This window comes from Alloalcanivorax xenomutans (assembly GCF_900217905.1).
GTDB classification, from domain to species: domain Bacteria; phylum Pseudomonadota; class Gammaproteobacteria; order Pseudomonadales; family Alcanivoracaceae; genus Alloalcanivorax; species Alloalcanivorax xenomutans.
In genome coordinates, this window is the sequence record NZ_OBMO01000011.1 from 106,913 (window position 1) to 132,453 (window position 25,541).

The following is a 25,541-nucleotide window of genomic DNA, read 5'->3' on the forward strand; positions in this document are numbered from 1 at the left end:
TTTACCGAATCATGGTGCCCCGCCGCAACTGTTATGCGGACAGCTTGCGAACCCCGTCCACTCTTACCCAGTCTCCGCGCTGCTCGATCGGTGACAGATCGAACCAGGGCCGGTAGGCCTCCGCCACGGCTTGGGCCTGCTCGGCGAGAATGCCCGATAACGCCAGCAGCGCACCGGGTTTGCAATAGCTGGCCAGGGTCGGGGCCAGCTCGATCAGGGGCGCCGCCAGAATGTTGGCGACCAGAACATCGCACTGGAATCCCGCCGGCATGGCGTCCGCCGGGCACAGATCGAGCCGGTCGGCCACCTGGTTGGCTTCGGCGTTGGCGCGGCTGGCCAGCAAGGCCTGTTCATCGATGTCATTGCCCAGGGCCTGCCCAGCGCCAAGCAGCAAGGCGGCGATGGACAGCACGCCGGAACCGCAGCCCACGTCCAGCACCCGTTTTCCGGCCAGCGGCGCCGCTTCCAGCCATTCCAGGCACAGCGCGGTGGTTTCATGGGTGCCGGTACCAAAAGCCAGCCCCGGATCCAGGCGCAGGTTGACCGCCTCCGGATCCGGCGGCTCACACCAGGTGGGGACGATCCATAGCCGCTCACCGAAGCGCATCGGTGCGAAGTCGTCCATCCAGGCCCGCTCCCAGACCTGATCCTCCAGCCTTTCGATACGGTGATCCTGGGGCGTCAGGCCCAACGCATCCAGGCGTTGGAGAACTTTTTGCAGGTCGTCCTGGTCCGAGAACAAGGCGGTGACCACGGTGGCCCGCCATAGCGGCCGTGCGCCGGGCGGCGGTTCGAATACCGGTTGGTCGGCGCCGTCGGTCAGCGTCACCGCCACCGCGCCCAGGGTTTCCAATGCGTCTTGCAGGGCGTCCGCTTGTTGCGAGTCGGAAGCCAGATGTAGTTGTTGCCAGGTCATGACACCTCCATGGAGAAGCGGCAGTATAGCGATGACAGGAAAAATTTGCGCCGTGGTGGGCTTGGCCGTCATGGCCATTGACACTTGCGGACCGGCTATTTTTTCACCGGCCGTTAAGGGGTACTATCCGGATTCGTCTATCGGACTGACCAGCCTATGACTGAAGATGCCGCCGAGTTGATATTGGTGCTGATGGTGATCGCCAGCGCCTTGCTGTACCGGTTCGCGATGCCGCGTTTGCGGCGTCCGCGTGTGCCGGCGCGCACCTCGCTGGATCTCGAGAAAGTCATTCTGGTCGGCATGATGTTTTGCACCATGGCGGTGATTCCTTTCCTGGATATGATGGTGCCCTGGTTCGAGTTCGCCGACATCGTATTCATGGATGAAGTGGCCTGGCTGGGGCTGCTGCTCGGCAGTGCCGCGGTGTGGCTGTTCTGGCGGGCCAAGGAGGATCTGGCCCGATGCTCCCGACGTCCGGTGGATAGCGGTATCTATCGTTATCTGCGCCATCCGGCCTGTGCCGCCATGCTGCTTTGGTCCCTGGCGCAGTTGCTGCTGTTACAGAACTGGCTGGCTGGCCCCGCGGCGGCCCTGACCTTTACAATGGTTTACTTGCTGCAGTTGCCCAGGGAAGAGCAACGTATGCTGGAGCGGTACGGTCATCGCTATCTGGACTATATGGCGCGCACTCCGGCGATTCTGCCGCGTTTCTCTCGTTATCGTTGATTTTCCCTTTTCGCGCCCCCATAGCGGTGGTCGCCTTTAAAACGGTTCAGGAGCCGTTTTACCATGATTCGGATTCATCCCCTCCGCCGCCAGCAGCTGGAGGACGTGATCAGCCACTCGGAAGTGGTCGAAAGCGACGGGCACGGCATCAAGGTGCTGCGTCTGCGTGATGGCCGCTACCTGAAATACTTCCGGCGCAAGCGTTTCTTCAACCGCGAATTGTTGTCCCCGGCGGCGGTACGGTTTGCCCGCCATGCCCGGCAACTGGCACAACTGCGCATCCCCACCCTGGAGGTGGAAAGCCTGCACCGCATTATCGGTGAGCCGCATACGGTGGCGGTGTACCAGCCGATGCCGGGTCTGACGTTGCGTCAGATGTTGGCTCGCGGGCAGGTGGATACCCAACTGATGTACCGGGTGGGCGTATTTATCGCCCGTCTGCACCGGCTGGGTGTGTTTTTCCGTTCCGTGCATCCGGGCAACATCGTCATCGACGGTCTGCGCATTGGTCTGATCGATGTGCTGGATATGAAGGTGCGGCCCTGGTCCATGTCCCGTTGGGCCCGGCGCCGTAACTGGCTGCACTTCCTGCGTTGCGAGGAAGATCGCCCGCATCTGCGTGATGATCTGGTGGAGGCGTTACTGGTGGGCTACCGGGATGCCGCCGACCTGCCGTCCCATGAGATCGGCGAGGTGGCGGAGCGGGTCCGGCATTTGCTGGGCTGAGGCATCGCGGCTCTTTCCATACAAGAAAGAGCCGCGATGCCTTAATGATTACCCAGCTTCTTTTCCAGGTGGTGGATATCCACGCCGCCTTCCTGGAACGCGGTGTCGCGGAAGATCTTGTCCCGATGCAGGGCCACGTTGGTCTTGATGCCTTCCACCACGATCTCGTCCAGAGCGTTACGCATGCGGGCAAACGCCACGTCGCGGTTCTCGCCCCAGGTGATGATCTTGCCGATCAGTGAGTCGTAGTAGGGCGGTACGGTATAACCGCCATAGACGTGGGAATCCACCCGCACCCCATTGCCGCCCGGTGCGTGGAAGTAGGTGATCTTGCCGGGGCTGGGTACGAAGGTATTGGGATCCTCGGCATTGACCCGCACCTCGATGGCGTGGCCAAGAAAAGTGATGTCTTCCTGCTTCAACGTCAGGCCTTCGCCGCCGGCGATGCGCAGCTGTTCCTTGACGATGTCGACGCCGGTGATCATCTCACTGACCGGGTGCTCCACCTGCACGCGCGTGTTCATCTCGATGAAGTAGAAGCCTTCATTTTCGTACAGGAACTCAAAGGTTCCGGCGCCCCGGTAGTTGATCTCCTTGCAGGCATTGACGCAGCGTTGCGCCACTTCTTCCTTCAGGTGAGCCGGAATGCCGGGGGCCGGAGCCTCTTCCACCACTTTCTGGTGACGGCGCTGCAGGGAGCAGTCCCGGTCGCCGAGGTGTATGGCGTGGCCGGCACCGTCGGAGAGCACCTGAATCTCCACATGGCGTGGCTTCTGCAGGAATTTCTCCATGTACACGGTGGCATCGCCGAAAGCGTTTTTCGCTTCGGAACGGGTTAGGGTCACCGCGTTGAGCAATTGATCCGCATGCTCCACCACGCGCATGCCCCGCCCGCCACCACCGGCGGCGGCCTTGATGATGACCGGATAGCCAATCTGCTCGGCCATGGCCTGGGTGGCTTCCGGGTCATCGCCCACCGGACCATTGGAGCCGGGAACGGTGGGGACGCCGGCTTTTTTCATCGCCTCGATGGCGGACACCTTGTTGCCCATCAGGCGGATGGTGTCGGCGCGCGGCCCGATGAAGGTGAAGCCGGAACGTTCCACGCTTTCGGCGAAGTCGGCGTTTTCCGCCAGAAAGCCGTAACCGGGGTGAATGGCATCCGCGTCGGTCACTTCCGCCGCGCTGATGATGGCGGGGATGTTCAAATAGGAATCGGTGGATGGCGCCGGGCCGATACACACCGCTTCATCGGCGAGACGCACGTGCATCAGATCGCGGTCCGCCTTGGAGTACACCGCCACGGTACGGATGCCCATTTCCTTGCACGCGCGCAGCACGCGCAGGGCGATCTCGCCGCGGTTGGCAATGACGACTTTTTCCAGCATTTCGACCTCCGTTAAACGATGGAGAACAACGGCTGGTCGAATTCCACCGGTTCGCCGTCCTCGACCAGGATGGCATCAATAGTGCCGGATTTGTCCGCTTCGATCTGATTCATCATTTTCATCGCTTCGACGATGCACAGCACGTCGCCGGCGTTGACCTTCTGGCCCACTTGGGCGAACGGGGTGGCGCCGGGGGAGGAGGCCCGGTAGAAAGTGCCCACCATGGGAGAGCGCACCAGATGGCCGGCCGGGGAGGCCGGTTCCGGTTCGGCCGCCGGGGCCGCGGCGGGTTGCGGAGCCGCCGGAGCGGGCGCCACCGGGGCGGGGGCAGCGGGGGCGGGCGCGGCGTTGCGCCAGCCGCCCCGGGTGATGCGTACGGATTCTTCGTTTTCGTGAATTTCCAGTTCTTCGATTCCGGATTCTTCCAGCAGCTCGATCAATTTCTTGATTTTTCGAATATCCATGTCCAGTCCTGTTGGGAGCTGTTGATGTTAAAAGTCAGATGTCGTCGTCGGTGCCCAGACGGCGGATGGCCGCGTCCAGCGCCAACTGGTAACCGTCGGCGCCGAGACCGCAGATCACTCCCTCGGCGATATCCGAGAAATAAGAGTGATGGCGAAAGGTTTCGCGCCGGTGAATATTGGAAAGGTGCACCTCGATAAACGGAATGCTCACCGCCAGCAGGGCATCTCTCAGCGCCACGCTGGTGTGGGTGAAGGCCGCCGGGTTGATCAGAATGAAGTCGACACCTTCCGCGCGGGCGGCATGGATGCGCTCAATCAACTCGTATTCCGCATTGCTTTGCATATGCTGAAGATGATGGCCGGCCTTCCGGGCCCGGATCTGCAGGGCCTGGTCGATTTGCGCCAAACTAGTGGCGCCATATTTGTCCGGCTCGCGTTGGCCGAGCAGATTCAGGTTGGGTCCGTGCAGAACCAGAATGGTGGCCAAGATGGATACCCCTGAATGTGTCGTTATCTGCGGTGAACAGGAGGGAAAAACGGCATCAGGCCGGGGCTTTTCCCGAAGTTTGCAGTCTAGGGGGAATCGCCCGGCGAAAAAAGAACTTTACACTATTCGTTACATGTACCGGCGCCCCTGATGACGGGATCGGGACGCCGGTCACGGCGGCGGGTCAGGAGGCGGTGACCGGCAAGACAGTTTGTTCCAGATGGCGGATGAACCGCTCTGGCCCCATCTCGCCGAGCACCCGGGACTCCGGGACTTCCTCGCCAGCGGGGGTGAAGAACACCAGGCTGGGCAGACCGAAGATGTTGTATTCGGTCATGATCGCCTGGTTTTCGCTGTTGATGTCGGTGATATCCACCCGATAAAGATCGAACCCCTCCATGGTGGCCAGCACGTCCGGGTGGCTCAGCGTGGTTTCCTCCAGCACCTTGCAGGCCACGCACCACTCGGCGAAGAAGTCCACCAGCACCGGCCGTCCGGCCCGGGAGGACTCCGCCAGGGCCTGACGCAGCGCCGCCTGGCCGGTGAGTGTGCGCCAGGGACCGTGGTCCTCCTTGGCCGCCGTGGGTTGCGCCGTACCGGTAGTAACGGCCACCGGTGCCGCCGGTTGCCGCCAGTGGGCCAGCGGCTGCCATGGGTCGCGGGCGCCGGAGGCGGCGCCGATCAACAAAATCACGCCATACAGCGTCAGCACCAGAGCCAGGCCCCGTTTCAGGCGGGAGCCGCCTTCTTTCACCGGTTCCAGGGCGCCCAGTTGGACGCCGTAAATGGCCAGCAACAGGCCGTACAGCGCCAGGGTCACCGGCGCCGGCACGATGCGGTCCAGCAGCCAGATGGCGACCCCGAGCATGACCACGCCGAAGAAGCGTTTGATCTCCTCCATCCACAGGCCGGCCCGGGGCAGCAAATGGCCGCCGCCGGTGCCGAACAGGATCAGCGGCACGCCCATGCCGATGGACAGCGCGAACAGGCTGGCGGCGCCGGTCAGGGCATCGCCGCTGCCAGCCACATAGATCAAGGCGCCGGCGAGGATCGGGGTGACGCAGGGGGATACCACCAGGGCGGAGATCATGCCAAGCAGGGCGGCGCCGGCCAGCCCCTTGCGCTTCGGTCCAGTCTGGTTGAGACGGTCGCGCAGCGCCGCCGGTAACTGCAACTCATAAAGGCCGAACATGGCCAGTGCCAGCAGCACGAAGATCACTACACTGGTGATGATCGCGGCCGGCTGTTGCAACAGGAACTGGAGGTTCAGCCCGGCTCCGAACAGGGCCACCAACAGCCCCGCCAGGGTGTAGGGCACCGCCACGCCGAGCACATAGGCGCTGCTGAGCAGGAAGCCACGGCGGGCGCTGGGGTGCTGTTCCCCGGCGATGATACCGGAGAGGATCGGAATCATCGGGAAGACACAGGGCGTGAATGCCAGCAATAGACCGCCGGCGAAGAACAGGGCGATCACCAGCCCCAGGCTCTGACCGGAGATCCAGCGATTAAAGGCGTTGGCGTCCTCTGAAAACAGCGTTTCCAGGAACCCCCCGTCGCCTGTGCTCGCGGCGGCGGTTGGCGTGGCGGCCGGTGCGGTGGCGCTCAGCGCCGTGGGGGGCTTGCCGGGACGGGGCTCCTCGAAGGCGAAGGTCTTGCTGGCCGGCGGGTAGCACAGCAAATCCTCGATGCAGCCCTGATAACGCACCTCCAACTCGGTATCGGCCAGCGGCACGCTGCGCAACGGCAACGACACTTCCAGCCGCTGGTAGAATACCTCGACGTCACCGAATATGGGATCCACCTTCGGTTTGCCCGCGGGCATCTGGAAACCGGAAAAGTCATCGAGAACGTTGCCGTTGGTGTCGCGGAGAATGAACTCAAAGCGTTGGCGGTACAGATAGACGTCGTCGAGAAGTTCAAACCCCACCAGCACGGTTTGTTTGTCCCAGTCGGCATCCGCCATCACCTGGATCGCCTCGTCCACCGTGGGCGGCTGGTCGTTGCCCAACCCGCCGCTGCTTCCCCCGCCCAGAGACAGCGCAAGCGCGGGGCTGGCGAGCAGCCCCAGCACAAAAAGGGATAATAGTGAACGCAAGCGTTGTGACATTGATTCCTCCAGATAACCGGTTTTGTCCCTGGCCCGGTCTCCCCCAAACATAAGAGCACGGCCATGACCCGCTGGCGGTGGCCCCGGTGCTACCCGTATTCCTGATACTCCGGGTAAATATAGAGGCCGCCTGCGCGGATCGGTTCCCAGTCTGCGCCTCGTGGATTAAAGGGGCTTTAAGGCAGTGATAGCAGGTGGCGGTGAAGAACGCATTGTGCCCCCATGCCGAAATGGACGCAAAGACCGCCGCCGGCGGCCGGGATCCTGTCGTTGGCGACAAAGACTGCTATATTGGCGCACAATGCCGTGGAGTCCCGAGCGCGGACTCCGAGATGATACAAAAGGCCGTTCCCGGCCTGACAGGATGCAAGTGGGGATCACCGATGAGTAATGAGAAGTTCTCCCAGAAGATGGGCGACCGGTTGCTGGACCCGGCCAATAACCGGATATGGAAAGGCGCCCTGTGGCTGATCGTGATCCTGCTTCTGGTGGACGTACTGCTCGGCTGGTACTGGAGCTGGGAGCCGGATCTCCAGGAAGTGCGGGCACTCGCCAATGCCCAGCCTGGAGAGGTCACTACGCTGGAAGTGATCAACGTGGCCAGTACCCTGCTGGACAAACCGGGCGGTTATTTGAGCAACGACGTGCTGCCGCATCGACTGTGGCTGGATAACATGCCGTCCTGGGAGTTCGGCGTGTTGGTGCAGTTACGCGATATGGTGCGGGTGATGCGCCGGGACATGAGCCGCTCCCAGTCCCAGAGTCAGGAAGACCGTAATCTGGCGATTGCCGAGCCGCAGTTCAATTTCGACTCCCGCAGTTGGGCCATGCCCGCCACGGAAAGCGAGTACCGTAGGGGTATCCGCGCGCTGGAGCGTTACCTGGAGAGCCTGCGCAGTGGCGATGGCCGGTTCTACGCCCGGGCCGACAACCTGAATTCCTGGCTCAACGAAGTACAGAACCGGCTTGGCGCCCTCAGCCAGGACCTCAGCCGCAGCGTCGGGCGCACCACGCTGGACACCGAGGAAAATACCCCGGTGACTCAGCTGGACAGCAAGGAACGGGTGGTGAAAACCCCGTGGATGAAAATCGATAATGTTTTCTATGAAGCGAGAGGGGCGTCCTGGGCGCTGGTGCAACTGATGCGGGCGCTGGAAGTGGATTTCGCCGACGTGCTGCGCAAGAAGAACGCCACCGTCAGCTTCCGGCAGATGGTGCGCGAACTGGAAGCCACCCAGGAAACGCTGTGGAGCCCGATGGTTCTGAACGGCTCCGGCTTCGGCATCTTCGCCAACCATTCCCTGGTCATGGCCAACTACCTGTCCCGCGCCAACGCCTCCCTGATTGATCTTCGGAAGTTGCTGCAGGAGGGGTAGGAAAAGCAGGGAACAGTTAATAGTGAATAGTTAATAGCGAAGAAAAAGGTTTGCGGTTCCGCAAGGCGTGTTTGTGTATCCGCAACTTTCTCTGAGAAACCTGTTTGATGGTTTTTCCTGAAAACGAAGAGGCCGCGCCCAGCCCTTGGACGCGGCCTCTTTGCTGTCCGATCAACCTTTCTTGTCTCGCGCGCTATTCACTGTTCACTATTAACTATTCACTGCTTTTTTTGTTCCGAGAAAACCGGCGAAGTTATACCACTTGAAAAACACGTCCACGTTGTCCAGGCCGGCGCGGGAGAGGAGCTTGAGGTTCTCATCCAGGCGGTAGGGGATCAGGACGTTTTCCAGGGCCTCGCGTTTTTGCGCGATTTCGGTTTCCGAATAGCCGTTGCGCTTCTTCATGTCGTAATAGAGCTTGATCCACAGACGGTTGAGGAAGGCGTCGTTGCCCAGCACTTTTTCCACCAGAATCAAGGTGCCGCCGGGTCTTAGTCCCGAGACGATTGAGTACAGCAGGGCCTCGCGATTGAGCGGGCGCACGAATTGCAGGGTGAGATTGAGCACCACCACCGAGGCGTCTTGTACCTGGACGCCCTCATTGAGATCGGCGTATTCCAGACGCACACGGCCAGACAGGCATTGCTCGGCCAGATTGTGCCGGGCCCGTTCGAGCATCGCCGGGGAGTAATCGCAGCCCACCAGTTCCACACCCGGCGCCACGGTTTGATCCAGCGTTTTCAAGGTGATGCCGGTGGAGCAACCCAGGTCGTAGATGCGGGAGCCCGGTACCGCGAATTCCCGGGCCAGTTCCCCGATCATCCGCTGTTGCTCCCAATATTGAGGGATGCTGCGATCGAGCATGTCGTCGAAAACGGCGGCGGTGTTCTCGCCGAAATCGAAATCGCTGATTGCCTGTTCCTCGGCGGCGAAGAGACGGTCCTTTTTTTGGGATGTCATAAAGTTGTCCCCGAAATCAACCAGGATCGGTGGTCATTGCCTTGGTTCTGATGCGCTGGCGCATGCCGTCTCCCTGGAGTATCCCGCAGGATCATGACAGTTGTGTTGATTTCGGGGCCACGGCTGGAATTCAGGGCGCGCGCGGAAAGAGGGTATTCCGCGCGGTACACACCCAATTGATGCGATAGTCGAACGGGAGGGCCTCTTGTCCAAAACCTCGATGCATAAGTATAAGTGGGAAAAATACCTTCCTATCCGGCGCACCAAACTGCGCAGCTATCTGGTGGGGGGCGGCGTGCTGCTCGGCCTGGCGGGGTTCAATACCATGGCGGCGTTGCCGTTTTCGGTGGGCGCGGTGTTCATGGCCCTGGCGGCCTGGCTGCACGTTTGGGCGAAAGGGCATTTGGACAAAAACGCCACTCTGACCCGGTCCGGTCCTTACCGTTGGGTCCGCGACCCATTTCATCTGTCCAATTTTTTCATGGACCTGGGGCTGTGCCTGATCATCAATAACGGGGTGTTCAGCTTGGTGATGATGACGTTCTGGGTCATCGCCTATCGGCACCGGTTATGGGAGGAGGATCAGCAACTGGTGGAGATTTTTGGTGACGAGTACCTGGATTACCGCGCCCGGATTCCACGCATGATTCCCTACAGGCCGCCGATGGAAAAGAAGTACGACAAACCTTTCTCGGTCAGGCACGCGCCGATCTACCGGGGCAGCGTCTGCACCCGGCTATTCCGGCTCGCTTCTTATCCTTATTTATTTTTTGTTGCCGCGGAGATCGGTCAGAAAGGCACCGACCTGCTTGCGGCGCAAGAGCATCCCGCTTTTTACTGGGCTCTGACGGGCTTTCTGTTCTTCCACTTCCTGTCCCGAGCGGCGGGTGAGATCACTAAAAGGCGAGCCTCCATCTTGCCGCTGTGGACGTTGCGTCATCCGGCCCGGGGCGTGATCGTGTCGATAATGGTGGCGGCGCTGCTGGCGGTGGACATGTTGTGGTCCGGACCGCGCATTCTGGAATGGCATCTGGACAGAGGGCAGTGGCTGATTTTGTTGGTGGCGGCGATGTTGTTGGTGGCGACGCTGCGCGGGCTCTGGCACAGCGTGCGCTTTCGCCGTCTGATCGAGGGCACCGCTCTGGTCGTGGCCTGGTTGTTCACCCCGGTGCCGTGGCTGGCGCTGGTGCCGGCCTGTTATTTCTCCGCCGCCTTTCTGTACGGTGATCCGGACCAGCCCGAGGCCGATGTGGACCATGTCTTTCTGGCCACGAAAACCGACGGCGCGGCGTTGGCGGCACTGGGGTTGTGGATGCCACTGATACTGATCGGTCTACCCGCCACCTGGTTCTAGGGCGTTCCATAAGACGGGGCCGCGCCCAGGGCTAGGGCGCGGCCTCCATGCTTTCGGATGAACCTGTCCTGTCTCGCGCGCTGTTAACTATTCCCTGTTAACTATTAACTGCCTTCACGCCACCGAACTGACCGCCGGCTCCGGCAGGGTGTCACGCCATTTCGCCACCAGATCGGTGTTGTCGTCGTCCCAGGGATGGAAGCGCGGGCTCAGATAGCGGAACCAGGCCGGTACGGTGGAGCTGATCACGCCCCGGTAACCGAACAGACGCCACAGGCCCTTGGCCAGCGTCAGCGGTTGCCGGTGGACGCCGTCCTGCTTCAGAAACTGCCAGGTGAAATAGCTGGTGAAGGTGATCAGATAGGCGGTGCTGATCAGGAAAGCGCGCTGGCGTTGCCAGTAGCCGCCATCCACATCCTGGTACAGATCGAAGGCCACGGCCTTGTGTTCGGTTTCCTCGATGGCGTGCCAGACCCACAAGGGGCGCACGGAAGGATCCATGCTCTCGATCACGTCCTTGTGGCTAAGAATGGTGTCGGCGAGGATCGCGGTGATGTGTTCCAGACCGGCGGTGGCGGCCAGTTGCCGCTCTGGCGGCAAATGCTTGCGGGCGCCGGCCAGCAGCTTCTGCGTGACGTTCAGGGCGCGTTCGACCAGCGCATCGTAACCCTGTCCCGCCACCAGATCGTTGAAGGCCTTGTGCTCCAGGGAATGCATCGCCTCCTGGCCAATGAAGCCGGAGATGTCCTTCTGCCGTTGCGGGTCGTCGACGCGGTCGCGGAAGGCGCGTACCGCGTCCACGAAAAAGCGTTCGCCATCAGGAAAGGTGATGGAAAGGACGTTGAGAAGATGGGTGGCCACCGGATCATCGCCATACCAATAGCCGGCTTTCTCCAGACCTTTGAAATCGAAGTTCATGCGCCGCACCTTGATCGGCTGGCGTGATTCGCTACGTCGACGGGAAAACAATCGCATCGGGCTCTCCTGGCGATTCTGCCAATGTTGAATGTCCGTCAATATGCTCCAGTAGCGGTGACGGGTCTTGTCGTGGAGGGCCAACCTGTGGTGACTTTGGGCCGTGCCTGGTTCGATGCCGGTATCCCCGGCATCTATGTGGTGCTGTTGTGTGATGTGATGAAAGGGCTGGGCAAGGACCCCGCCGCTTTGCTGGGGGGCGTCGGCGAAAGCCGTGAGCAGCTGCTGGCGCCGCAGAGCCGGGTGCCGCTGGAGCTGGCCCAGCGATGCGCCGAGCAGGCCCTGGACATGGCCGGCACCGCCGGGCTGGGGTTCCGTTATGCCCGGGCCATGCGCATTACTCTGCATGGTCCGGTGGGGCTGCTGGCGCTGTCCAGCGCCACTCTCGGGGATGGTCTCGATGCCGCCCGGCGCTACCTGGGGCTGCGGGCGCCGTTCTGGCACATGGACCGGCGTGAGGAGGCGGGCCGGGTGATTTTCCCGCTGGTGGCCACGGCCGACCCTGGACGGATCCATGCCTTCGTGGTGGAGGCCATGCTGGTGGGGTTCATCCATATGTTGGAACAGCTGCTGGAAGCGGTACCGGAAGGGGCGGAGCTGCACTTCCGGCAACCGCCACCGGCCCATGCCATGGCGCTGAGAGGGGAAGTGCCGGTGCCGGTTTGCTTCAACCAGGATGAGGACGCGCTGGTTTTGCCGCAAGCACTGCTGTCGGTGACGCCGCTGTTGGCGGATCCGCAGACCGCGGCATTGGCGCGGGAACAATGCGAGGCGGAAGTCAGCCGCTGGCGTGCGGAACAGGAGGGGCCGCTGGCCGAACGGGTGAGGGCGGTGCTGCGTGATACGGCGGCACCGTTACCGGATCTGGCGGCCATGGCGGAACGCATGGCGGTATCGCCGCGGACACTGAAACGGCATCTCCAACAGGCCGGGTCAAGCTACCGGCAAGTGCAGGACGAAGTGCTTTATGAACGGGCCCGGACGCTGCTCAAGGATCGCCATCAGCGGGTCAGCGATGTGGCCTATGCCTTGGGCTATAACGATGTGGCGAACTTTTCCCGGGCGTTCAAACGCTGGAGCGGGGAAACGCCGAAACAATTCCGGGAACGCGGGTATTGAGAAGCGGACAGGGGAAGAAGCGGGCAGCGGCAGGACGATGATGAGGGGCGCCGCGACCGGAGGGGCCGGTCGCGGACCGCGGACACTTACTTGCTGTTGAAGGCTTCCACGGACTTGAGGATTTCCTTCTTGGCGGCTTCGGCGCCGTCCCAGCCGTCCACTTTCACCCATTTGCCGGCTTCGAGATCCTTGTAGTTCTCGAAGAAGTGCTTGATCTGGGCCAGCAGCAGTTCGGGCAGGTCGTTGATGTCCTTGACGTTGTCGTACAGCTTGGTCAGCTTGGTGTGCGGTACCGCCACCAGCTTGGCGTCCTTACCGGCTTCGTCGGTCATGTTGAGAATGCCCACCGGCCGGCAGCGGATCACGGAGCCGGGTACCACGGGGTACGGGGTCACCACCAGCACGTCCAGGGGATCGCCGTCCTCGGACAGGGTGTTGGGGATGTAGCCGTAGTTGGCCGGGTAGAACATCGGGGTGGCCATGAAGCGGTCGACGAAGACGGCGTTGCTGTCCTTGTCGATCTCGTACTTGATCGGATCGGCATTGGCCGGGATTTCGATCGCCACGTAGATGTCTTCGGGAATCTCTTTCCCGGCGGGTACCTTGGTAAAATCCATGAATCGGTCCTTTCAGCGAGGGTTCAAATCGACGATGGGCGCGGATTATAGCAACCGTGACGCGGCGCTGGCTAATAGCCAAAAGTACCGACCTCATGCCCGGTCGAAGTGACCGGCCGAAAAGCGCAAATGCCCGGCATGCCCGGCCTCCGGGTTTGTTCAGCGGCGGATAACCCGACACAATAGCGGCTCTTACTAGATCGTACCCGAAGCGCTGAAAACGGAGCCTCCATTCGATGAGTGTGAAAGAAGTTGCCCATCCGCTGGTGAAACACAAATTGGGACTGCTGCGGCAGCACAAACTGAGTACCCGCAGTTTCCGCCAGATCACCAGTGAATTGGCGGTCTTGCTGACCTACGAAGCCACCGCCGACATGGAGCTGGAGCCGGCCACGGTGGAAGGCTGGTCCGGACCGGTGGAAGTGCAGCGCATCAAGGGTAAAAAGGTCACCGTGGTACCGATTCTGCGTGCCGGGATCGGCATGCTCGATGGTGTGTTGGAGCTGATCCCCAGCGCCAAGGTCAGCGTGGTGGGCCTTTATCGCAATGAGGAAACTCTGCAGCCGGTGGCCTATTTCGAGAAGCTGGCCCATGACATTCATGAGCGCACCGCCCTGATCATCGATCCGATGCTGGCCACTGGCGGCTCGCTGATGGCCACCATCGATATGCTGAAGGCGGCGGGCTGTGAACGGATCCGCGCTCTGGTATTGGTGGCGGCCCCGGAGGGCATCCATAAGGTAGCGCAGGCCCATCCGGACGTGGACATCTATACCGCCTCGGTGGACGAGGGCTTGAACCAGGACGGCTATATCGTGCCGGGCCTGGGCGATGCCGGGGACCGCATTTTCGGTACCCGCTAACCGATCACGTCACGGAGCCTCCATGTCCGCCACTCCCGGTTTCTTCGCGCCACGCACCGTTCTGGTGGGGGCGCAAATGTTGTTCGTTGCCTTCGGTGCTCTGGTATTGATGCCATTGCTCACCGGACTGGACCCGAGCGTGGCGCTGTTCACCGCCGGGGTCGGCACCTTGTTGTTCCAATGCATCACCGGCTTCTCGATCCCGGTGTTCCTGGCGTCCTCCTTTGTCTTCATCGCGCCCATATCCCACGGCGTGCAGGCCTGGGGCCTGCCGGCCACCATGGGCGCGCTGATGGTCACCGCCGTGGTCTATGTGGTGCTGGCGGCACTGGTGCGCTGGCGCGGGCCGGGATTCCTGCACGTGTTGATGCCACCGGTGGTGACCGGGCCGATCATCATGGTGATTGGTCTGAGTCTGGCGCCCACCGCGGTGAACATGGCCATGGGCATGGACGGCAGCGGCCAGAAGACCTTGTTTCCGTACGGGCAGGCACTGACGGTGTCGATGGTGTCGCTGGTCACCACCTTGCTGGTGGCCACCCTGGCAAAGGGGTTTTTCCGGCTGTTACCGATCATGGTGGGGGTGCTGTGCGGTTACCTTTCCGCCCTGATGCTGGGCATGGTGGACTTCGCCGTGGTCACCGAGCGCGCCTGGCTGGCGCCGCCGGAGTTCGTGCTGCCGACGTTCGAATGGCAAGCGATCGTGTTCATGGTGCCGGTGGCATTGGCGCCGGCTATTGAGCACGTTGGTGATGTGCTCGCCATCAGCAATGTCACCGGGCGGGATTATGTGCGCAAACCCGGCTTGCATCGCACCCTGCTCGGGGATGGCGTCGCCAGCATGGGCGCGGCGATGGTTGGCGGACCACCCAATACCACCTATTCGGAAGTGACCGGGGCGGTCATGCTGACCCGGGTATTCGACCCCCGGGTGATGGTGTGGGCCGCGGTTTTCGCCATTGCGTTGTCCTTCCTGTCCCGCTTTGGCGGGTTGTTGCAGAGTATCCCGGCGCCGGTGATGGGGGGCATCCTGATCCTCATGTTCGGCTCCATCGCCAGTGTCGGCATGAACACCCTGATCAAGGCGAAGGTGGATCTGGCGCGCCAGCGTAATTTGGTGATCGTCGCCACCACGTTGGTGTTCGGCATTGGTGGCATGGTCATCAGCGGTGGTGGCTTCACCTTGCAGGGGATCAGCTTGTGCGGAGTGCTGGCGGTGGTGCTGAACCTGCTGCTGCCCGGCCGTGATCCCGTGGTTACCGATCTGCGCCAGGAGCAAGCGGTGGTGGATGATCTCATCGAGCATACCCGCTCAAAGGATTGAGACCATGCAAAGAGCCGAGCGGCTGATCGTATTGGTCGACACTTTGCGCCGGCATCGCTGGCCGGTAACCGCCAGCGCTCTCGGCGAGCAGCTCGGAGTGTCCACCCGCACCATCTATCGCGATATCCAGAGTCTGATTGGTCTGGGCGCGCCGATCGATGGTGAGGCCGGAGTCGGTTATCTGCTGCGCAAAGGGTTTTTCATGCCGCCGTTGATGTTCAGTCCGGTGGAGCTGGAGGCGCTGTTGCTTGGTGCCCGCTGGGTCGGGCAGCAGGGCGACAAGGAACTGGCCGATGCCGCCAATAGCGCTCTGGACAAGATCGCCACGGCGGTGCCGCCGGCGTTGCGCGAAGTGCTGGAGGACACGGGCCTGTGGGCGGGCCCCTCCAGCGCCCCCCGACGTGGCGAGCCGCTGTTCGTATTGCGCCGCGCTCTGCGTGAGGAACTGAAGCTGCGAATCGTCTACCGGGATGTGGAGGGCCGGGAAACCGAGCGTACCGTCTGGCCTTTGACTTTGGCGTTTTTCGAAGGCGCCCGGATCCTGGCGGCCTGGTGCGAACTACGCGAGGATTTCCGCCATTTTCGCACGGATCGCATCGCCGATTTGCAGGTCATGGAAGAAAGCTATCCGGGATCCCGCCGGTTATTGGCGCAGCGTTGGTTGCAGGCGGAGCGCCAGCGGCGGTCCGGGAAAGAGTCGTAGTCCCGCTGTGGGAAGCTGGCTTGCCAGCGAATACGGTGTTCGCGCCGGAATCAATTCCTCGACAAATGCTCCTGGTAGTGGGCTTCCAGTTCGCTGTGCAACGCCCAGAATGACGGTGGCATGGTTTCGTTGAGCGTCGCCATCAGGATCGCCAGATGAGTATGCCAGCCGGATGCCACGCTGGTTTTTTCGGTGTCGCCCAAGCGCCGATGGGTAATCCGCAAACGCACCCGGTCGTCCTCGGGGATCAACTCGAAGGTCACTTCCGAACCGCCTTCTCCCCAGGTGAATGCCAGAAGATGCGGGGCCTCACAGCGGGTAACCGTGCCTTTCAGCACCGCGCCCTCGGCGTCGGCATGGTATTCGGGGGCGGTATCGCCGGGTTCCGACAGTTCATTATGATGAAATTCCAGGGTGACCGCGCCGCCGGCGAACAGTCCCATGGGGCCGGCGGCCAGCCAGCGGGCGCGTTTTTCGGACTCGGTCAGAAAGGCCCAGATCCGTTCCACCGGGCCCGGCAGCAGCCGCTCCAGTGTCAGAGTGTCGGGTTTGGTCAGCTTGGCGTAATCATCCATGGTGTTCTCCTTAAGAGTGGGGCCCGGGTCGGGGTGAAGGTCAGTCGCCCTGGCGCAGGGCCTGTTCCAGAGCGTCCAGCCGTTCGTTCCAGAACGCCTGATAATGGCGTAGCCAGTCCATGGCCCCGGCCATGGGAGCGGCATTCAGCCGGCAGACGTGGACGCGCCCTTGCTTTTCCCGGGTCAGTAGTCCCGCCTGTTCCAGCGCTTTGATGTGCTTTGAGGCACCGGCCAGGCTCATGGAGAAAGGCGCCGCCAGCTCTCCCACCTTGCGCTCACCATCAGCGAGCAATGCCAGCATGGCGCGGCGGGTGGGGTCGGCCAGGGCCTGGAAAACGGCATCGAGTGTGTCGGGATTATTGTTAACCATGTGGTTGAATATGGGGGTGGGTGTTTTAATTGTCAACCAAAAGGTTAATTATTTTCAGGAAGGCGGCGGCCGTTTAAGTGGCCCGCATTACAGGTCGCCGGCAGTGCTTTGAGCTGACGCATCAGGCCGCCAGCGGTGAGGACCCCGCGTATTGGTGCTCCGGCTTGCCGTAGCCGCTCCGAGCTCCAGCGATTGCAGGTGCGGCCGAGCCAGAAGGTGCCCTCGGCCTGGAAGAACAGGCTGGCGCCATACAAACCGGGGCCCACCGTCCGCACTGTTCCGTCCGCGTTCCGTTGAAAGTCCGCCGCCAGTGCCCGGGTCAGGCGGTGCCAGTGATCCGGTTCCGGACACAGCGCGGCCAGATCCTTGTGCGGCAGTTGCGCCGGATGCCGTTCCAGAGCCACCACGTGCAGCACGCTGTCGGTGGGCCAGAACAGTGCTTTGAGCAGACGCGGGATGCTGTTGTTGTGTTGGTAGAAGTCGGCGTCGCCCCAACCGAACTCGTAATAGCCGGTATCCGGCAGATGATCGCGCAGAAACCGCAGGTGAGGGTCGAGCTTGCCGGCGGGTATCACCAGACCGGTATGCCAGCGGTGCCGTACCACCAGCAAGGATTCTCCAGGGTCGGCGTGGGCCGGTACGGCGAGGATCAACACTGCAATCGCCAACAGAAATTTCATCAGCTCATCCCCGTTCGGGGCCGTGGAGGTGGTGTCAGGTTCCGTTACGGAACGGTCCCATATCAATACTGGAAGACACCAATCCATGGTAGCATCGCCCCGCTTTGTTTCCGTGCGCGTATCTTTGATTCAGAAAGGCTTGTCATGTTGAGACCTCTGGACATCTCCCAATATCGATTCCTTCCCGGCGGAGCAGGCCGGATTCTGTTCGCCATCCTGGCTCTGCTGTTTGCTCCCGGTGCCCTGGCCGCCACCGGTGGCCTTGATCTGACCGGCTCGGTGGCCGGGTTCATTGCCCTCGCTATCTTCGTCCTCGCCTATGCCCTGGTGATGGCCGAGGAAAAGCTGCACATGCGCAAGTCCAAGCCGGTACTGGTGGCCGCCGGTATTATCTGGGCGTTGATCGGCTGGGTTTACGTCCAGTCCGGCATGCCTGATGAGGCCGAGCACGCGTTCCGCCACACCCTGCTCGAATTCACCGAACTGATGCTGTTCCTGCTGGTGGCGATGACCTACATCAACGCCATGGACGAGCGCCGGGTATTTGATGCCCTGCGTGCCTGGATGGTGCGCAAGGGGTTCAGCTACCGGCAGCTGTTCTGGATCACCGGTATCCTGGCCTTTCTGATCTCGCCGGTCGCCGATAACCTGACCACCGCGCTGTTGATGTGCGCCGTGGTGACGAAGGTGGCGGAAGGGGACAAACCCTTCATCAACGTGGCCTGTATCAATATCGTGGTGGCCGCCAACGCCGGTGGCGCCTTCAGTCCGTTCGGCGATATCACCACTCTGATGGTGTGGCAGGCGGGCCTGATTCATTTCACTGAATTCTTCGATCTGCTGATCCCGTCGCTGATCAACTATCTGATCCCGGCGGTGGTAATGAGCCTGTTCATCAAGAGCCGTAAGCCCAGCGGCGTGAAGGAAGAGGTTGAGCTCAAGCGCGGTGCCCGCCGTATTATCGCCTTGTTCCTGCTCACCGTGGCCACCGCGGTGGCTTGCCACTCCGTGCTGCATCTGCCGCCGGTGTTGGGGATGATGACGGGTTTGGGTTATCTGCAGTTCTTCGGCTATTTCCTGCGCCGGACCCTGCCGCGTTCCTTGGAGAAGAAGCGCCGCCATTACCTGCGCCGTGGTGATGATAAACGCCTGTCTCAACTGGGCAGCATCGTGCCTTTCGATGTGTTCAACCGTGTGGCGCGGGCCGAGTGGGACACCTTGCTGTTCTTCTACGGCGTGGTGATGTGCGTGGGCGGCCTGGGCTTCATGGGATATCTGGGCATGCTGTCCGAGGCTCTCTATACCGGCTGGAACGCGACCTGGGCCAATATCGCCCTGGGTATCATTTCCGCGGTGGTGGACAATATTCCGGTGATGTTCGCGGTGCTGACCATGGAGCCGGAAATGTCCCACGGCCACTGGTTGCTGATCACCCTCACCGCCGGCGTCGGCGGCAGCCTGCTGTCCATTGGCTCCGCCGCCGGGGTGGCGCTGATGGGGCAGGCACGAGGCCTTTATACGTTCATGGGCCACCTGAAATGGAGCCCGGTGATTGCGCTGGGCTACGCCGCCAGTGTGCTCGCTCACCTGTGGTTGAACGCGGAAAGCTTCACCGTTTTCAACTAGTCGAAGTCCTTCTCGCCGGAATCGCGGCTCTTGTTCCACGCAAAGAGCCGCTCTTCGGCAAGTTTCCACGGCGGCCGCGCCGTTCTGTCCTCAGTGGGAGCCAGCCTGCTGGCGAATCAATCAGCTTTGGTATGAGGCTATTCGCTTGCAGCGGCCCGCCCCCCGGACGAGCTCCCACAGTGGCTGCCTGGCACGATCAGCGCCGTCTTTTCATCGCCCATCCGATGATTACCAAGGGCACCGCCAACCCCACCCACGACACCACATCCAGGACGCCATCTCCCAGCAATGCCGCGATCAGGCCGATCAGACTGGTGAGGGCGATCAGTACAGGCACCGCGAAAATGCGCGCCGGCGTATTGTGGCGCCGGTTGGGTGACAGCCGGCTCATGAGGCGCCTCCCGTGGGGGACGCTTGTGTCTGGCGGTGTGCCGCGCCCGCGACGGGGGAGCGGCGGGCGAGCCATAAGTAAAGGCCACTAATCAGCACCACGATGGTGATCACGTCGAGCAGCGCCCAGAGGATTTTCAGCGGCAAACCGCCATAGTCACCGAAATGCAGCGGTCCGGACAGCGCCAGGGTCTTGTTATACCAGGGCATTTCACGCATGGCCGCGAACGCTCCGGTGCGGGCGTCCACCAGCGCTGGCGTGACGATGTGAGAGGTCAGCGGTGTGTTGCCGTGCAGAAACACCGCGTAGTGATAGTCCGTGGACCAATCGCCGCCGGGAAAAGCCACGAACTGCAAAGTCATGTCCTCGGCGGCCTCGCGAGCCTGGGCCACGGCGTCGTCCAGGGAAGCCATCTCCCGCGGAGTGGGCACGGTGGCGCCCTGATAGCCGGCGGTGAGATCGGCCAATGACCGGTTTTGCCAGGTTTCCAGAATCGGGGTGGCAAGGGTGTTGACCACGCCAGTGAGGCCCACCACGGTGAGCCAGGCCACGGTAACGATGCCGAGCAGGTTGTGATAGTCCAGCCATTTAAGCCGCTTTGAGCGGTTGTATCGCAGCGTGCCGAAGTCCAGTTTGCGCATGAACGGGGCGTAGAGCACCACGCCGGAAACGATGGCGAGCACCAGCAGTACCCCCATGGCGCCCAGGAATAACATGCCGGGCAGGCCCAGGAACAAATCGGTGTGCAGCTGCAGAACGAAATCCATGATACCGCCTTCGTGCCCGGGCACCAGCTCGCCGCTGGTGCGATCGAAGGAAGCGAAGTGCATGTCGCTGGCGGCGGCGTCCGGGGTGGGGCCGGTAGTGACGTTGACCACCGGCCGGTCGGTATCGAAGCTCATGAACAGAGGCACCTCGCCAGGGCGATGGGCGAGGGCGGCGTCGAGTAACTGATCCAGAGACAGTAGGGGACCGTCCGGATTGGCGGGCTGCCAATCGCCGCTGTCCGTCAGCGCGTCGATCTCGTCATGAAAAATCAACGGCAGGCCGGTGAGGCACAGCATCAGCATGAAGGCGGTGCAGATCAGACTGGTCCATTTGTGGATGGCGGACCAGAACGTCAGGGTTTTCTGTTTCATAGAGGAGAACTGCCTAGGCGCCCCGGGGCGGGGCGCCTGGGTTGTCGGGTTAGTAGTCGAGGGTCGCCGACAGCAGGACCGTGCGGGGGGCGCCGACGGTCAGGTAACCGGCGCCCGGATAACCGCCGGCCGAGGCCCAATAATCCTCGCCGGTGACGTTCTCCACCCGCCCGCGCAGGGTCAGGAACATGGAATCATTCAGCGCGATCAGATAGCGGGCGCCCAGATCCAGCCGGGTCCAGGAATCCACTTTCTGGGTGTTGGCTTCATCCGCGTATTGGGAGCTAGTGTGGATCACCCGGCCATCCAGCGCCAGATCCGGTAATTGCGGCACCCGGTATTCCAGATTCAGGTTGGCCTGGGTTTCCGGTGAGCCGATGGCGTCGTTGCCGTCCACATCCGCGTCCAGGAAGCTGACGCCACCGAGCACGGTGAGGTCACGGGTAAGGTTGCCGTAGGCCATCAACTCCACGCCAGTGTTTTCCTGATCATAGAGCTCTTCGTAAATGTTGGCGTCATTGAGACCGGCTACCGGCTTGCGGCTGCGATACACGGACAAGCTGCCGCCGAGACTTCCGCCATCGTATTTCACGCCGACTTCGGCCTGCTCGGTTCTATACGGGTCCAGTACTTCGCCGATGTTGTCGGCCCCCGCCGATTTAAAATCACCGCCAACCCGCTCGCCTTTCTGCAACCCCTCGATATAGCTGGCGTAGACGGAAACGCTAGGCGCGATCTTATAAAGCACGCCGACGGTGGGAGTAACGGCTTCTTTGTCATAGCTGGAGGCCAGCCGGTCGCCGGACTCATAGTCATAGGCGTAATCCTTGAGCGCCTGGTAGCGCGCACCGAGGGTCACCAGCAACCGATCTCCCAGCATCGACAGCTGGTCGGCCACCGCGACACTCCGGAAACGTGTCCTGATGGTACGGCCCGGATCATCAAGGTCGCCTCCACCAACATCGTTGAGGGACGGACGGGCGAGAGGGGTAGGGTTGTAGATGTTGCCGCTCAGGCCACCGATATCGGAGTAAGCAAAGGCGTTATTGGACTTCAACTGGTAGCTGGCGCCACTGACGGTGACGCTGTGACCCACGGCCCCGGTCTGGAATGTGAACCGCACGCCGGTTTCACCGGTTCGCACCGAATCTTCACGGGCGGTATCAAACCGGTAAGCGGTGTAATGGCCCATGGCATTATCAACCGTGGGATTGGCGAAAATCGAATCTTCTTCGCCTTCCCGGGCCCCAAAGGCCGCCCAGGCAGTGATGTTGTCGGTAAAGTCGTACTCGGCGCGCAGAGTGCCGAACAGATCGTTGGAATCCGAATAGGTCCAGGACTGGCCGATGGACTCGTCCGCATCCGGAGCGTCCAGGATCGGAACTCCGGAGGCGAAAGTAATGCTGGGTTGCCCGCCGTCGATACGATGCTTCTGGAAACCCAGGTCGGCGGAGACGCGCAGGGCATCACCGCGGTAATCCAGGCCGATATGGGCCATGGACAGTTCCGACTCCTCGCCGTCCACGGCGGTGTCACCGTCACGACGGGCGGCGTTCACGCGGATACCGAAGCGGCCGTCGTCGGAGCGGTTGGCCACATCGGCGGCAACCATGCCCTGACCGCCGCTCCGCGCCCCCAGTGTGATCTGATTGATCGGCTCGTTGGGGGCGCGCTTGGGCAGCACGTTGACGCCGCCGCCAAGGCCACTGCCACCGGGAGCGGCGCCTTTTAGGAAGGTATTGGCGCCACGGAACACCTGCACCCGCTCGACGAATTCCGACGCCAGGTACTGGCGCGGCAGCAGACCGTACAGGCCGTTGTAGGTCATGTCATCGGAATACACCGGCAGGCCGCGCACCAGATACACCTGCTGGTAATTGCCGAAGCCCCGGGCCACCCGCACCGCCGGATCGTTGAGCAGGATCTCGCCGACACTGGCGGCCTGCTGGTCCTCGATCAATTGCTCAGTGTAGCTGGTGAAGCTGTACGGGGTCTCCATAACCGACTGGTTGCCGAGAATGCCGACGGAGCCACCTTCCGCCACCTGGCCGCCGGCGTAAGCCTTGCTCAGGCCTTCGGCGGAGGCGTCCGCGCTGGATTGCACCTCCACCGGCGCCAGCTGATACGGCTCGGCGCCATCTTCTTCCCCGGAGGTTTGCGCCTGCGCGGTGGGGAAGGCGCCGATGGCAAGCAGGGACAATGAGAGAGAGGAAAGCCGCAAGGTGATTGGTCGCATGGTGATCCCCGTTATGGTTGGTTACCCAGGTGGGCAGGGGGAATTGTGGCAATAATGAGAATGGTTTGCTTTGGTGGCGAGCCGGTCATCAATGATATCGCCGCCCCTGGGGCACTGTTGCCCCGCAGTTTCGGGAGATCCTGCCTGCCTCGCCGTATTAACAGGTCTTGGGGGCATAAACTGAGAGGGTGCCACAAGGCCGCTGTAGGAGCTTGCCTGCAAGCGAATTACGTCGCGCTTCAAAAAATTCGCTTGCAGGCAAGCTCCTACAGCGGCTACGTCTCGGTGGGGGAGACATCAGCGTGCAGGCGCGTCCCGAAACTGTGGGACAGTAGTGGTCCCCGGAGTCTGATTGTGAGGGGGCGGCGGCGGATCGCGGTCCTCTTCATGCTGGAAAGGGCCGGACCGCGACCGCTGCTGGGTTCCAGGGTCTTATACCTCGAACTTATCGTTCAGCTTTTTCGGCACCGCGGCCAGCTTCAGCTTGGCGAATTGCGGCAGGCCGTTCTTGTAAGGCGGGTAGGACTCGCCCTCGATCAGCGGCGCCAGGTACTCGCGGGCGGACGGGGTGATGCCGAAACCATCCTTGGTGATGAACTTACGCGGCATTTTCTTTTCCACGTTGGCCACCTTCTTCAGCGGCGCTTCACCGATGGTCCAGCCGTACTTCTTGGTTTTCTTGCGCTCGATGGTGGGCATCACGGCGTTCTTACCGGCCACGGCGAACTCCACCGCCGCGCGGCCCACCGCGTAGGCCTGCTCCACATCGGTGGCGGAGGCGATATGGCGCGCCGCCCGCTGCAGATAATCACTGACCGCCCAGTGGTATTTGTAGCCCAGCTCGTTCTTCACCATCTGCGCCAGTACCGGCGCCACGCCTCCCAGTTGTTTGTGGCCGAAGGCATCGGTGGTGCCGGCGTCCGCCAGGAAGGTGCCGTCGGCGGTGCGGGCCCCTTCCGAGACGACGATCACGCAGTAGCCCACCTTCTTCACCGTCTCGTCCACTTTCTTCAGGAACGCCTGCTGATCGAAGGCGATTTCCGGGAACAGGATCAGATGCGGGGCGTCCTCGTTCTGTTCCTTGGCGAGACCGGCGGCGGCGGCGATCCAGCCGGCGTGGCGGCCCATCACTTCCATCACGAATACCTTGGTGGAGGTGGCGCACATGCTGGCCACGTCCAGGGCCGCCTCGCGGCAGCTCACCGCGGTGTATTTGGCGACGGAGCCGAAGCCCGGGCAGACATCGGTGATCGGCAGGTCGTTATCCACGGTTTTCGGTACGTGAATCGCCTGGATCGGATATCCCATGGTCTTGGACAGCTGCGAAATCTTCAGGCAGGTATCGGCGGAATCACCACCGCCGTTATAGAAGAAGTAGCCGATGTCGTGGGCCTTGAACACCTCGATCAGACGCTCGTATTCGCGCTGGGAGGTTTTCAGATCCTTCAGCTTGTAGCGGCAGGAACCGAAGGCGCCGCCGGGGGTGTGCTTGAGCGCGGCGATGGCGCTTTTGCTTTCCTTGCTGGTGTCGATCAGATCCTCGGTGAGGGCACCGATGATGCCGTTACGACCGGCATAGACCTTGCCGATCACGCCCTTGTGGGCGCGGGCGGTTTCGATCACTCCCGCCGCGGAGGCGTTGATCACGGCGGTAACCCCGCCGGACTGTGCGTAAAAGGCGTTTCTGGACCCCATTGCAAACTCCCTGAGCTGGCCGCGCCGGCGCGGCGGCCTACCGTTGAAATCGCGCGCATTCTAGCGGAAAAGACACCGGCCTGTCCCCCGGGATGGTGTCCGGCTGCCGGCTCTGGAACAATAGCGCTCCGGGAGGAGATATGAACGCTTTGATTCGCCTGTTCTGGCGCCTGAGTCTGTTTCGCAAGGGGCCGGAGGATATGCCCTATGCGCCGCCGTTGCTGGTGATCCTGCTGGTGGCCTGGCTGATCATGCAAGGGCTCAGCGCCAATCTGCAGACCAGCCTGCCCGCCGGCCAGTTGATCGCCGTGCAGTGGATTTCGCTGTTGCTGGTCACCGCCGTCACCACCGCCGCGCTGGCCTTCAAGGGTTTGCTGACACGTTGGGTGCAGACCATGATGGCGCTGCTGGGGCTGGACCTGTTGCTGTCCCTGGTGGCGCTGCCGCTGCTGATCGTCAACATGGCCGCGGCGCAGCCGATCCCGATCATCGACGGCCTCTACTTCATGCTGGTGAGCTGGCAACTGGCGGTGCAGAGTTTTATCTATCACCGTTCCCTGGATGTCAGCCCGCTGCTGGGGTTGGCGCTGGCGTTCTCCCTGCTGATTCTCACCTACATGACACTGGCGGCGTTCATGCCGGAGGTGCTGAACCGCTAACGCGCCGCCTGGACTACGAAGCCGCTGTGGGAGCTTGTAGACATCTCTGTGTCCAGGTCTGCAAG

At 62.0% G+C, this 25,541-nt stretch carries 25 protein-coding genes; 10 read left to right on the plus strand and 15 right to left on the minus strand.

The annotated features are described in order from the left end of the window. Positions 1–31: 31 nt before the first annotated feature. Positions 32–916: a 50S ribosomal protein L11 methyltransferase gene (gene prmA / locus CRO06_RS10485; protein WP_022994109.1), complete on the minus strand. Its 885-nt coding sequence runs from the start codon at positions 914–916 to the stop codon at positions 32–34. A gap of 156 nt (positions 917–1,072) precedes the next feature. Here prmA and CRO06_RS10490 point away from each other — a divergent pair, with 156 nt between their 5' ends. Together CRO06_RS10490 and CRO06_RS10495 are read left to right on the plus strand one after the other, a co-directional pair. Beyond that, positions 1,073–1,642: a methyltransferase gene (locus tag CRO06_RS10490; RefSeq protein ID WP_022994108.1), complete on the plus strand. Its 570-nt coding sequence runs from the start codon at positions 1,073–1,075 to the stop codon at positions 1,640–1,642. 63 nt (positions 1,643–1,705) lie between these two features. Beyond that, positions 1,706–2,368: a BUD32 family EKC/KEOPS complex subunit gene (locus CRO06_RS10495; protein ID WP_022994107.1), complete on the plus strand. Its 663-nt coding sequence runs from the start codon at positions 1,706–1,708 to the stop codon at positions 2,366–2,368. A 41-nt stretch (positions 2,369–2,409) separates the two neighbouring features. Here the strand turns inward: CRO06_RS10495 and accC are convergent, their stop codons facing one another. From accC to dsbD, 4 genes are all read right to left on the minus strand, one after another. Then, the gene (gene accC, locus CRO06_RS10500) at positions 2,410–3,756 is read right to left on the minus strand and encodes an acetyl-CoA carboxylase biotin carboxylase subunit (protein ID WP_022994106.1); all 1,347 of its coding nucleotides are present in this window, start codon (positions 3,754–3,756) and stop codon (positions 2,410–2,412) included. An 11-nt stretch (positions 3,757–3,767) separates the two neighbouring features. Beyond that, a complete protein-coding gene (accB, locus tag CRO06_RS10505) occupies positions 3,768–4,220 on the minus strand; it encodes an acetyl-CoA carboxylase biotin carboxyl carrier protein (protein WP_022994105.1) in 453 nt (150 codons plus the stop codon). A 34-nt stretch (positions 4,221–4,254) separates the two neighbouring features. Further along, positions 4,255–4,707 (minus strand): type II 3-dehydroquinate dehydratase, encoded by a 453-nt coding sequence (gene aroQ, locus CRO06_RS10510; RefSeq protein WP_022994104.1) that lies wholly within the window; start codon positions 4,705–4,707, stop codon positions 4,255–4,257. A 184-nt stretch (positions 4,708–4,891) separates the two neighbouring features. After that, entirely contained in the window at positions 4,892–6,814 is a 1,923-nt protein-coding gene (gene dsbD / locus CRO06_RS10515) for a protein-disulfide reductase DsbD (protein ID WP_244902812.1), read from the minus strand. 383 nt (positions 6,815–7,197) lie between these two features. Between dsbD and CRO06_RS10520 the strand changes: the two genes are divergently transcribed. Further along, the gene (locus CRO06_RS10520; RefSeq protein WP_022994102.1) at positions 7,198–8,190 is read left to right on the plus strand and encodes a DUF2333 family protein; all 993 of its coding nucleotides are present in this window, start codon (positions 7,198–7,200) and stop codon (positions 8,188–8,190) included. A 210-nt stretch (positions 8,191–8,400) separates the two neighbouring features. Here CRO06_RS10520 and cmoA read toward each other — a convergent pair whose 3' ends face one another. Continuing rightward, positions 8,401–9,150, minus strand: a complete 750-nt coding sequence (gene cmoA / locus CRO06_RS10525) for a carboxy-S-adenosyl-L-methionine synthase CmoA (protein WP_022994101.1) — start codon at positions 9,148–9,150, stop codon at positions 8,401–8,403. 205 nt (positions 9,151–9,355) lie between these two features. Between cmoA and CRO06_RS10530 the strand changes: the two genes are divergently transcribed. After that, a complete protein-coding gene (locus tag CRO06_RS10530) occupies positions 9,356–10,504 on the plus strand; it encodes a methyltransferase family protein (RefSeq protein WP_097058400.1) in 1,149 nt (382 codons plus the stop codon). A 114-nt stretch (positions 10,505–10,618) separates the two neighbouring features. On the opposite strand, the gene CRO06_RS10535 is transcribed toward CRO06_RS10530, so the two are convergent. Beyond that, positions 10,619–11,479, minus strand: a complete 861-nt coding sequence (locus CRO06_RS10535) for a metal-dependent hydrolase (protein ID WP_063140389.1) — start codon at positions 11,477–11,479, stop codon at positions 10,619–10,621. Positions 11,480–11,566: 87 nt separating this feature from the next. On the opposite strand from CRO06_RS10535, the gene CRO06_RS10540 reads away from it, so the two are divergent. Continuing rightward, positions 11,567–12,598 (plus strand): AraC family transcriptional regulator, encoded by a 1,032-nt coding sequence (locus tag CRO06_RS10540; protein WP_097058401.1) that lies wholly within the window; start codon positions 11,567–11,569, stop codon positions 12,596–12,598. Positions 12,599–12,684: 86 nt separating this feature from the next. On the opposite strand, the gene ppa is transcribed toward CRO06_RS10540, so the two are convergent. Continuing rightward, complete coding sequence (ppa, locus tag CRO06_RS10545; RefSeq protein ID WP_022994090.1) at positions 12,685–13,215, minus strand: inorganic diphosphatase; 531 nt, start codon at positions 13,213–13,215, stop codon at positions 12,685–12,687. Positions 13,216–13,451: 236 nt separating this feature from the next. Between ppa and upp the strand changes: the two genes are divergently transcribed. Genes upp through CRO06_RS10560 form a run of 3 tightly spaced genes read left to right on the plus strand, consistent with a single transcriptional unit; the run spans position 13,452 to position 16,105 of the window. Continuing rightward, on the plus strand, positions 13,452–14,078 hold the full coding sequence (gene upp, locus CRO06_RS10550) for a uracil phosphoribosyltransferase (RefSeq protein WP_055098768.1): 627 nt from the start codon (positions 13,452–13,454) through the stop codon (positions 14,076–14,078). Positions 14,079–14,100: 22 nt separating this feature from the next. Next, a complete protein-coding gene (locus tag CRO06_RS10555; protein ID WP_097058402.1) occupies positions 14,101–15,402 on the plus strand; it encodes a uracil-xanthine permease family protein in 1,302 nt (433 codons plus the stop codon). A 4-nt stretch (positions 15,403–15,406) separates the two neighbouring features. Further along, positions 15,407–16,105 (plus strand): helix-turn-helix transcriptional regulator, encoded by a 699-nt coding sequence (locus tag CRO06_RS10560; RefSeq protein WP_097058403.1) that lies wholly within the window; start codon positions 15,407–15,409, stop codon positions 16,103–16,105. A gap of 50 nt (positions 16,106–16,155) precedes the next feature. Here the strand turns inward: CRO06_RS10560 and CRO06_RS10565 are convergent, their stop codons facing one another. Genes CRO06_RS10565 through CRO06_RS10575 form a run of 3 tightly spaced genes read right to left on the minus strand, consistent with a single transcriptional unit; the run spans position 16,156 to position 17,730 of the window. Then, entirely contained in the window at positions 16,156–16,680 is a 525-nt protein-coding gene (locus CRO06_RS10565; protein WP_097058404.1) for an SRPBCC family protein, read from the minus strand. A gap of 40 nt (positions 16,681–16,720) precedes the next feature. Beyond that, positions 16,721–17,050, minus strand: coding sequence for an ArsR/SmtB family transcription factor (locus CRO06_RS10570; RefSeq protein WP_022994085.1), 330 nt, complete (start codon positions 17,048–17,050; stop codon positions 16,721–16,723). A 44-nt stretch (positions 17,051–17,094) separates the two neighbouring features. Then, entirely contained in the window at positions 17,095–17,730 is a 636-nt protein-coding gene (locus CRO06_RS10575; protein ID WP_179746568.1) for a DUF2459 domain-containing protein, read from the minus strand. 144 nt (positions 17,731–17,874) lie between these two features. On the opposite strand from CRO06_RS10575, the gene nhaD reads away from it, so the two are divergent. Next, positions 17,875–19,356: a sodium:proton antiporter NhaD gene (gene nhaD / locus CRO06_RS10580; protein WP_022994083.1), complete on the plus strand. Its 1,482-nt coding sequence runs from the start codon at positions 17,875–17,877 to the stop codon at positions 19,354–19,356. Positions 19,357–19,552: 196 nt separating this feature from the next. Here the strand turns inward: nhaD and CRO06_RS10585 are convergent, their stop codons facing one another. From CRO06_RS10585 to CRO06_RS10600, 4 genes are all read right to left on the minus strand, one after another. Beyond that, positions 19,553–19,747: a hypothetical protein gene (locus CRO06_RS10585; RefSeq protein ID WP_022994082.1), complete on the minus strand. Its 195-nt coding sequence runs from the start codon at positions 19,745–19,747 to the stop codon at positions 19,553–19,555. Beyond that, positions 19,744–20,886 (minus strand): PepSY-associated TM helix domain-containing protein, encoded by a 1,143-nt coding sequence (locus CRO06_RS10590; protein WP_097058406.1) that lies wholly within the window; start codon positions 20,884–20,886, stop codon positions 19,744–19,746. Before CRO06_RS10590 ends, CRO06_RS10585 begins: the two co-directional genes overlap by 4 nt. Before the next feature lie 49 nt (positions 20,887–20,935). After that, positions 20,936–23,122, minus strand: coding sequence for a TonB-dependent receptor (locus CRO06_RS10595; protein ID WP_097058407.1), 2,187 nt, complete (start codon positions 23,120–23,122; stop codon positions 20,936–20,938). A 432-nt stretch (positions 23,123–23,554) separates the two neighbouring features. Further along, positions 23,555–24,817, minus strand: a complete 1,263-nt coding sequence (locus tag CRO06_RS10600) for a 6-phosphofructokinase (protein WP_022997519.1) — start codon at positions 24,815–24,817, stop codon at positions 23,555–23,557. Positions 24,818–24,957: 140 nt separating this feature from the next. Between CRO06_RS10600 and CRO06_RS10605 the strand changes: the two genes are divergently transcribed. Next, positions 24,958–25,476, plus strand: a complete 519-nt coding sequence (locus tag CRO06_RS10605; protein WP_055098764.1) for a hypothetical protein — start codon at positions 24,958–24,960, stop codon at positions 25,474–25,476. Positions 25,477–25,541 lie beyond the last annotated feature (65 nt).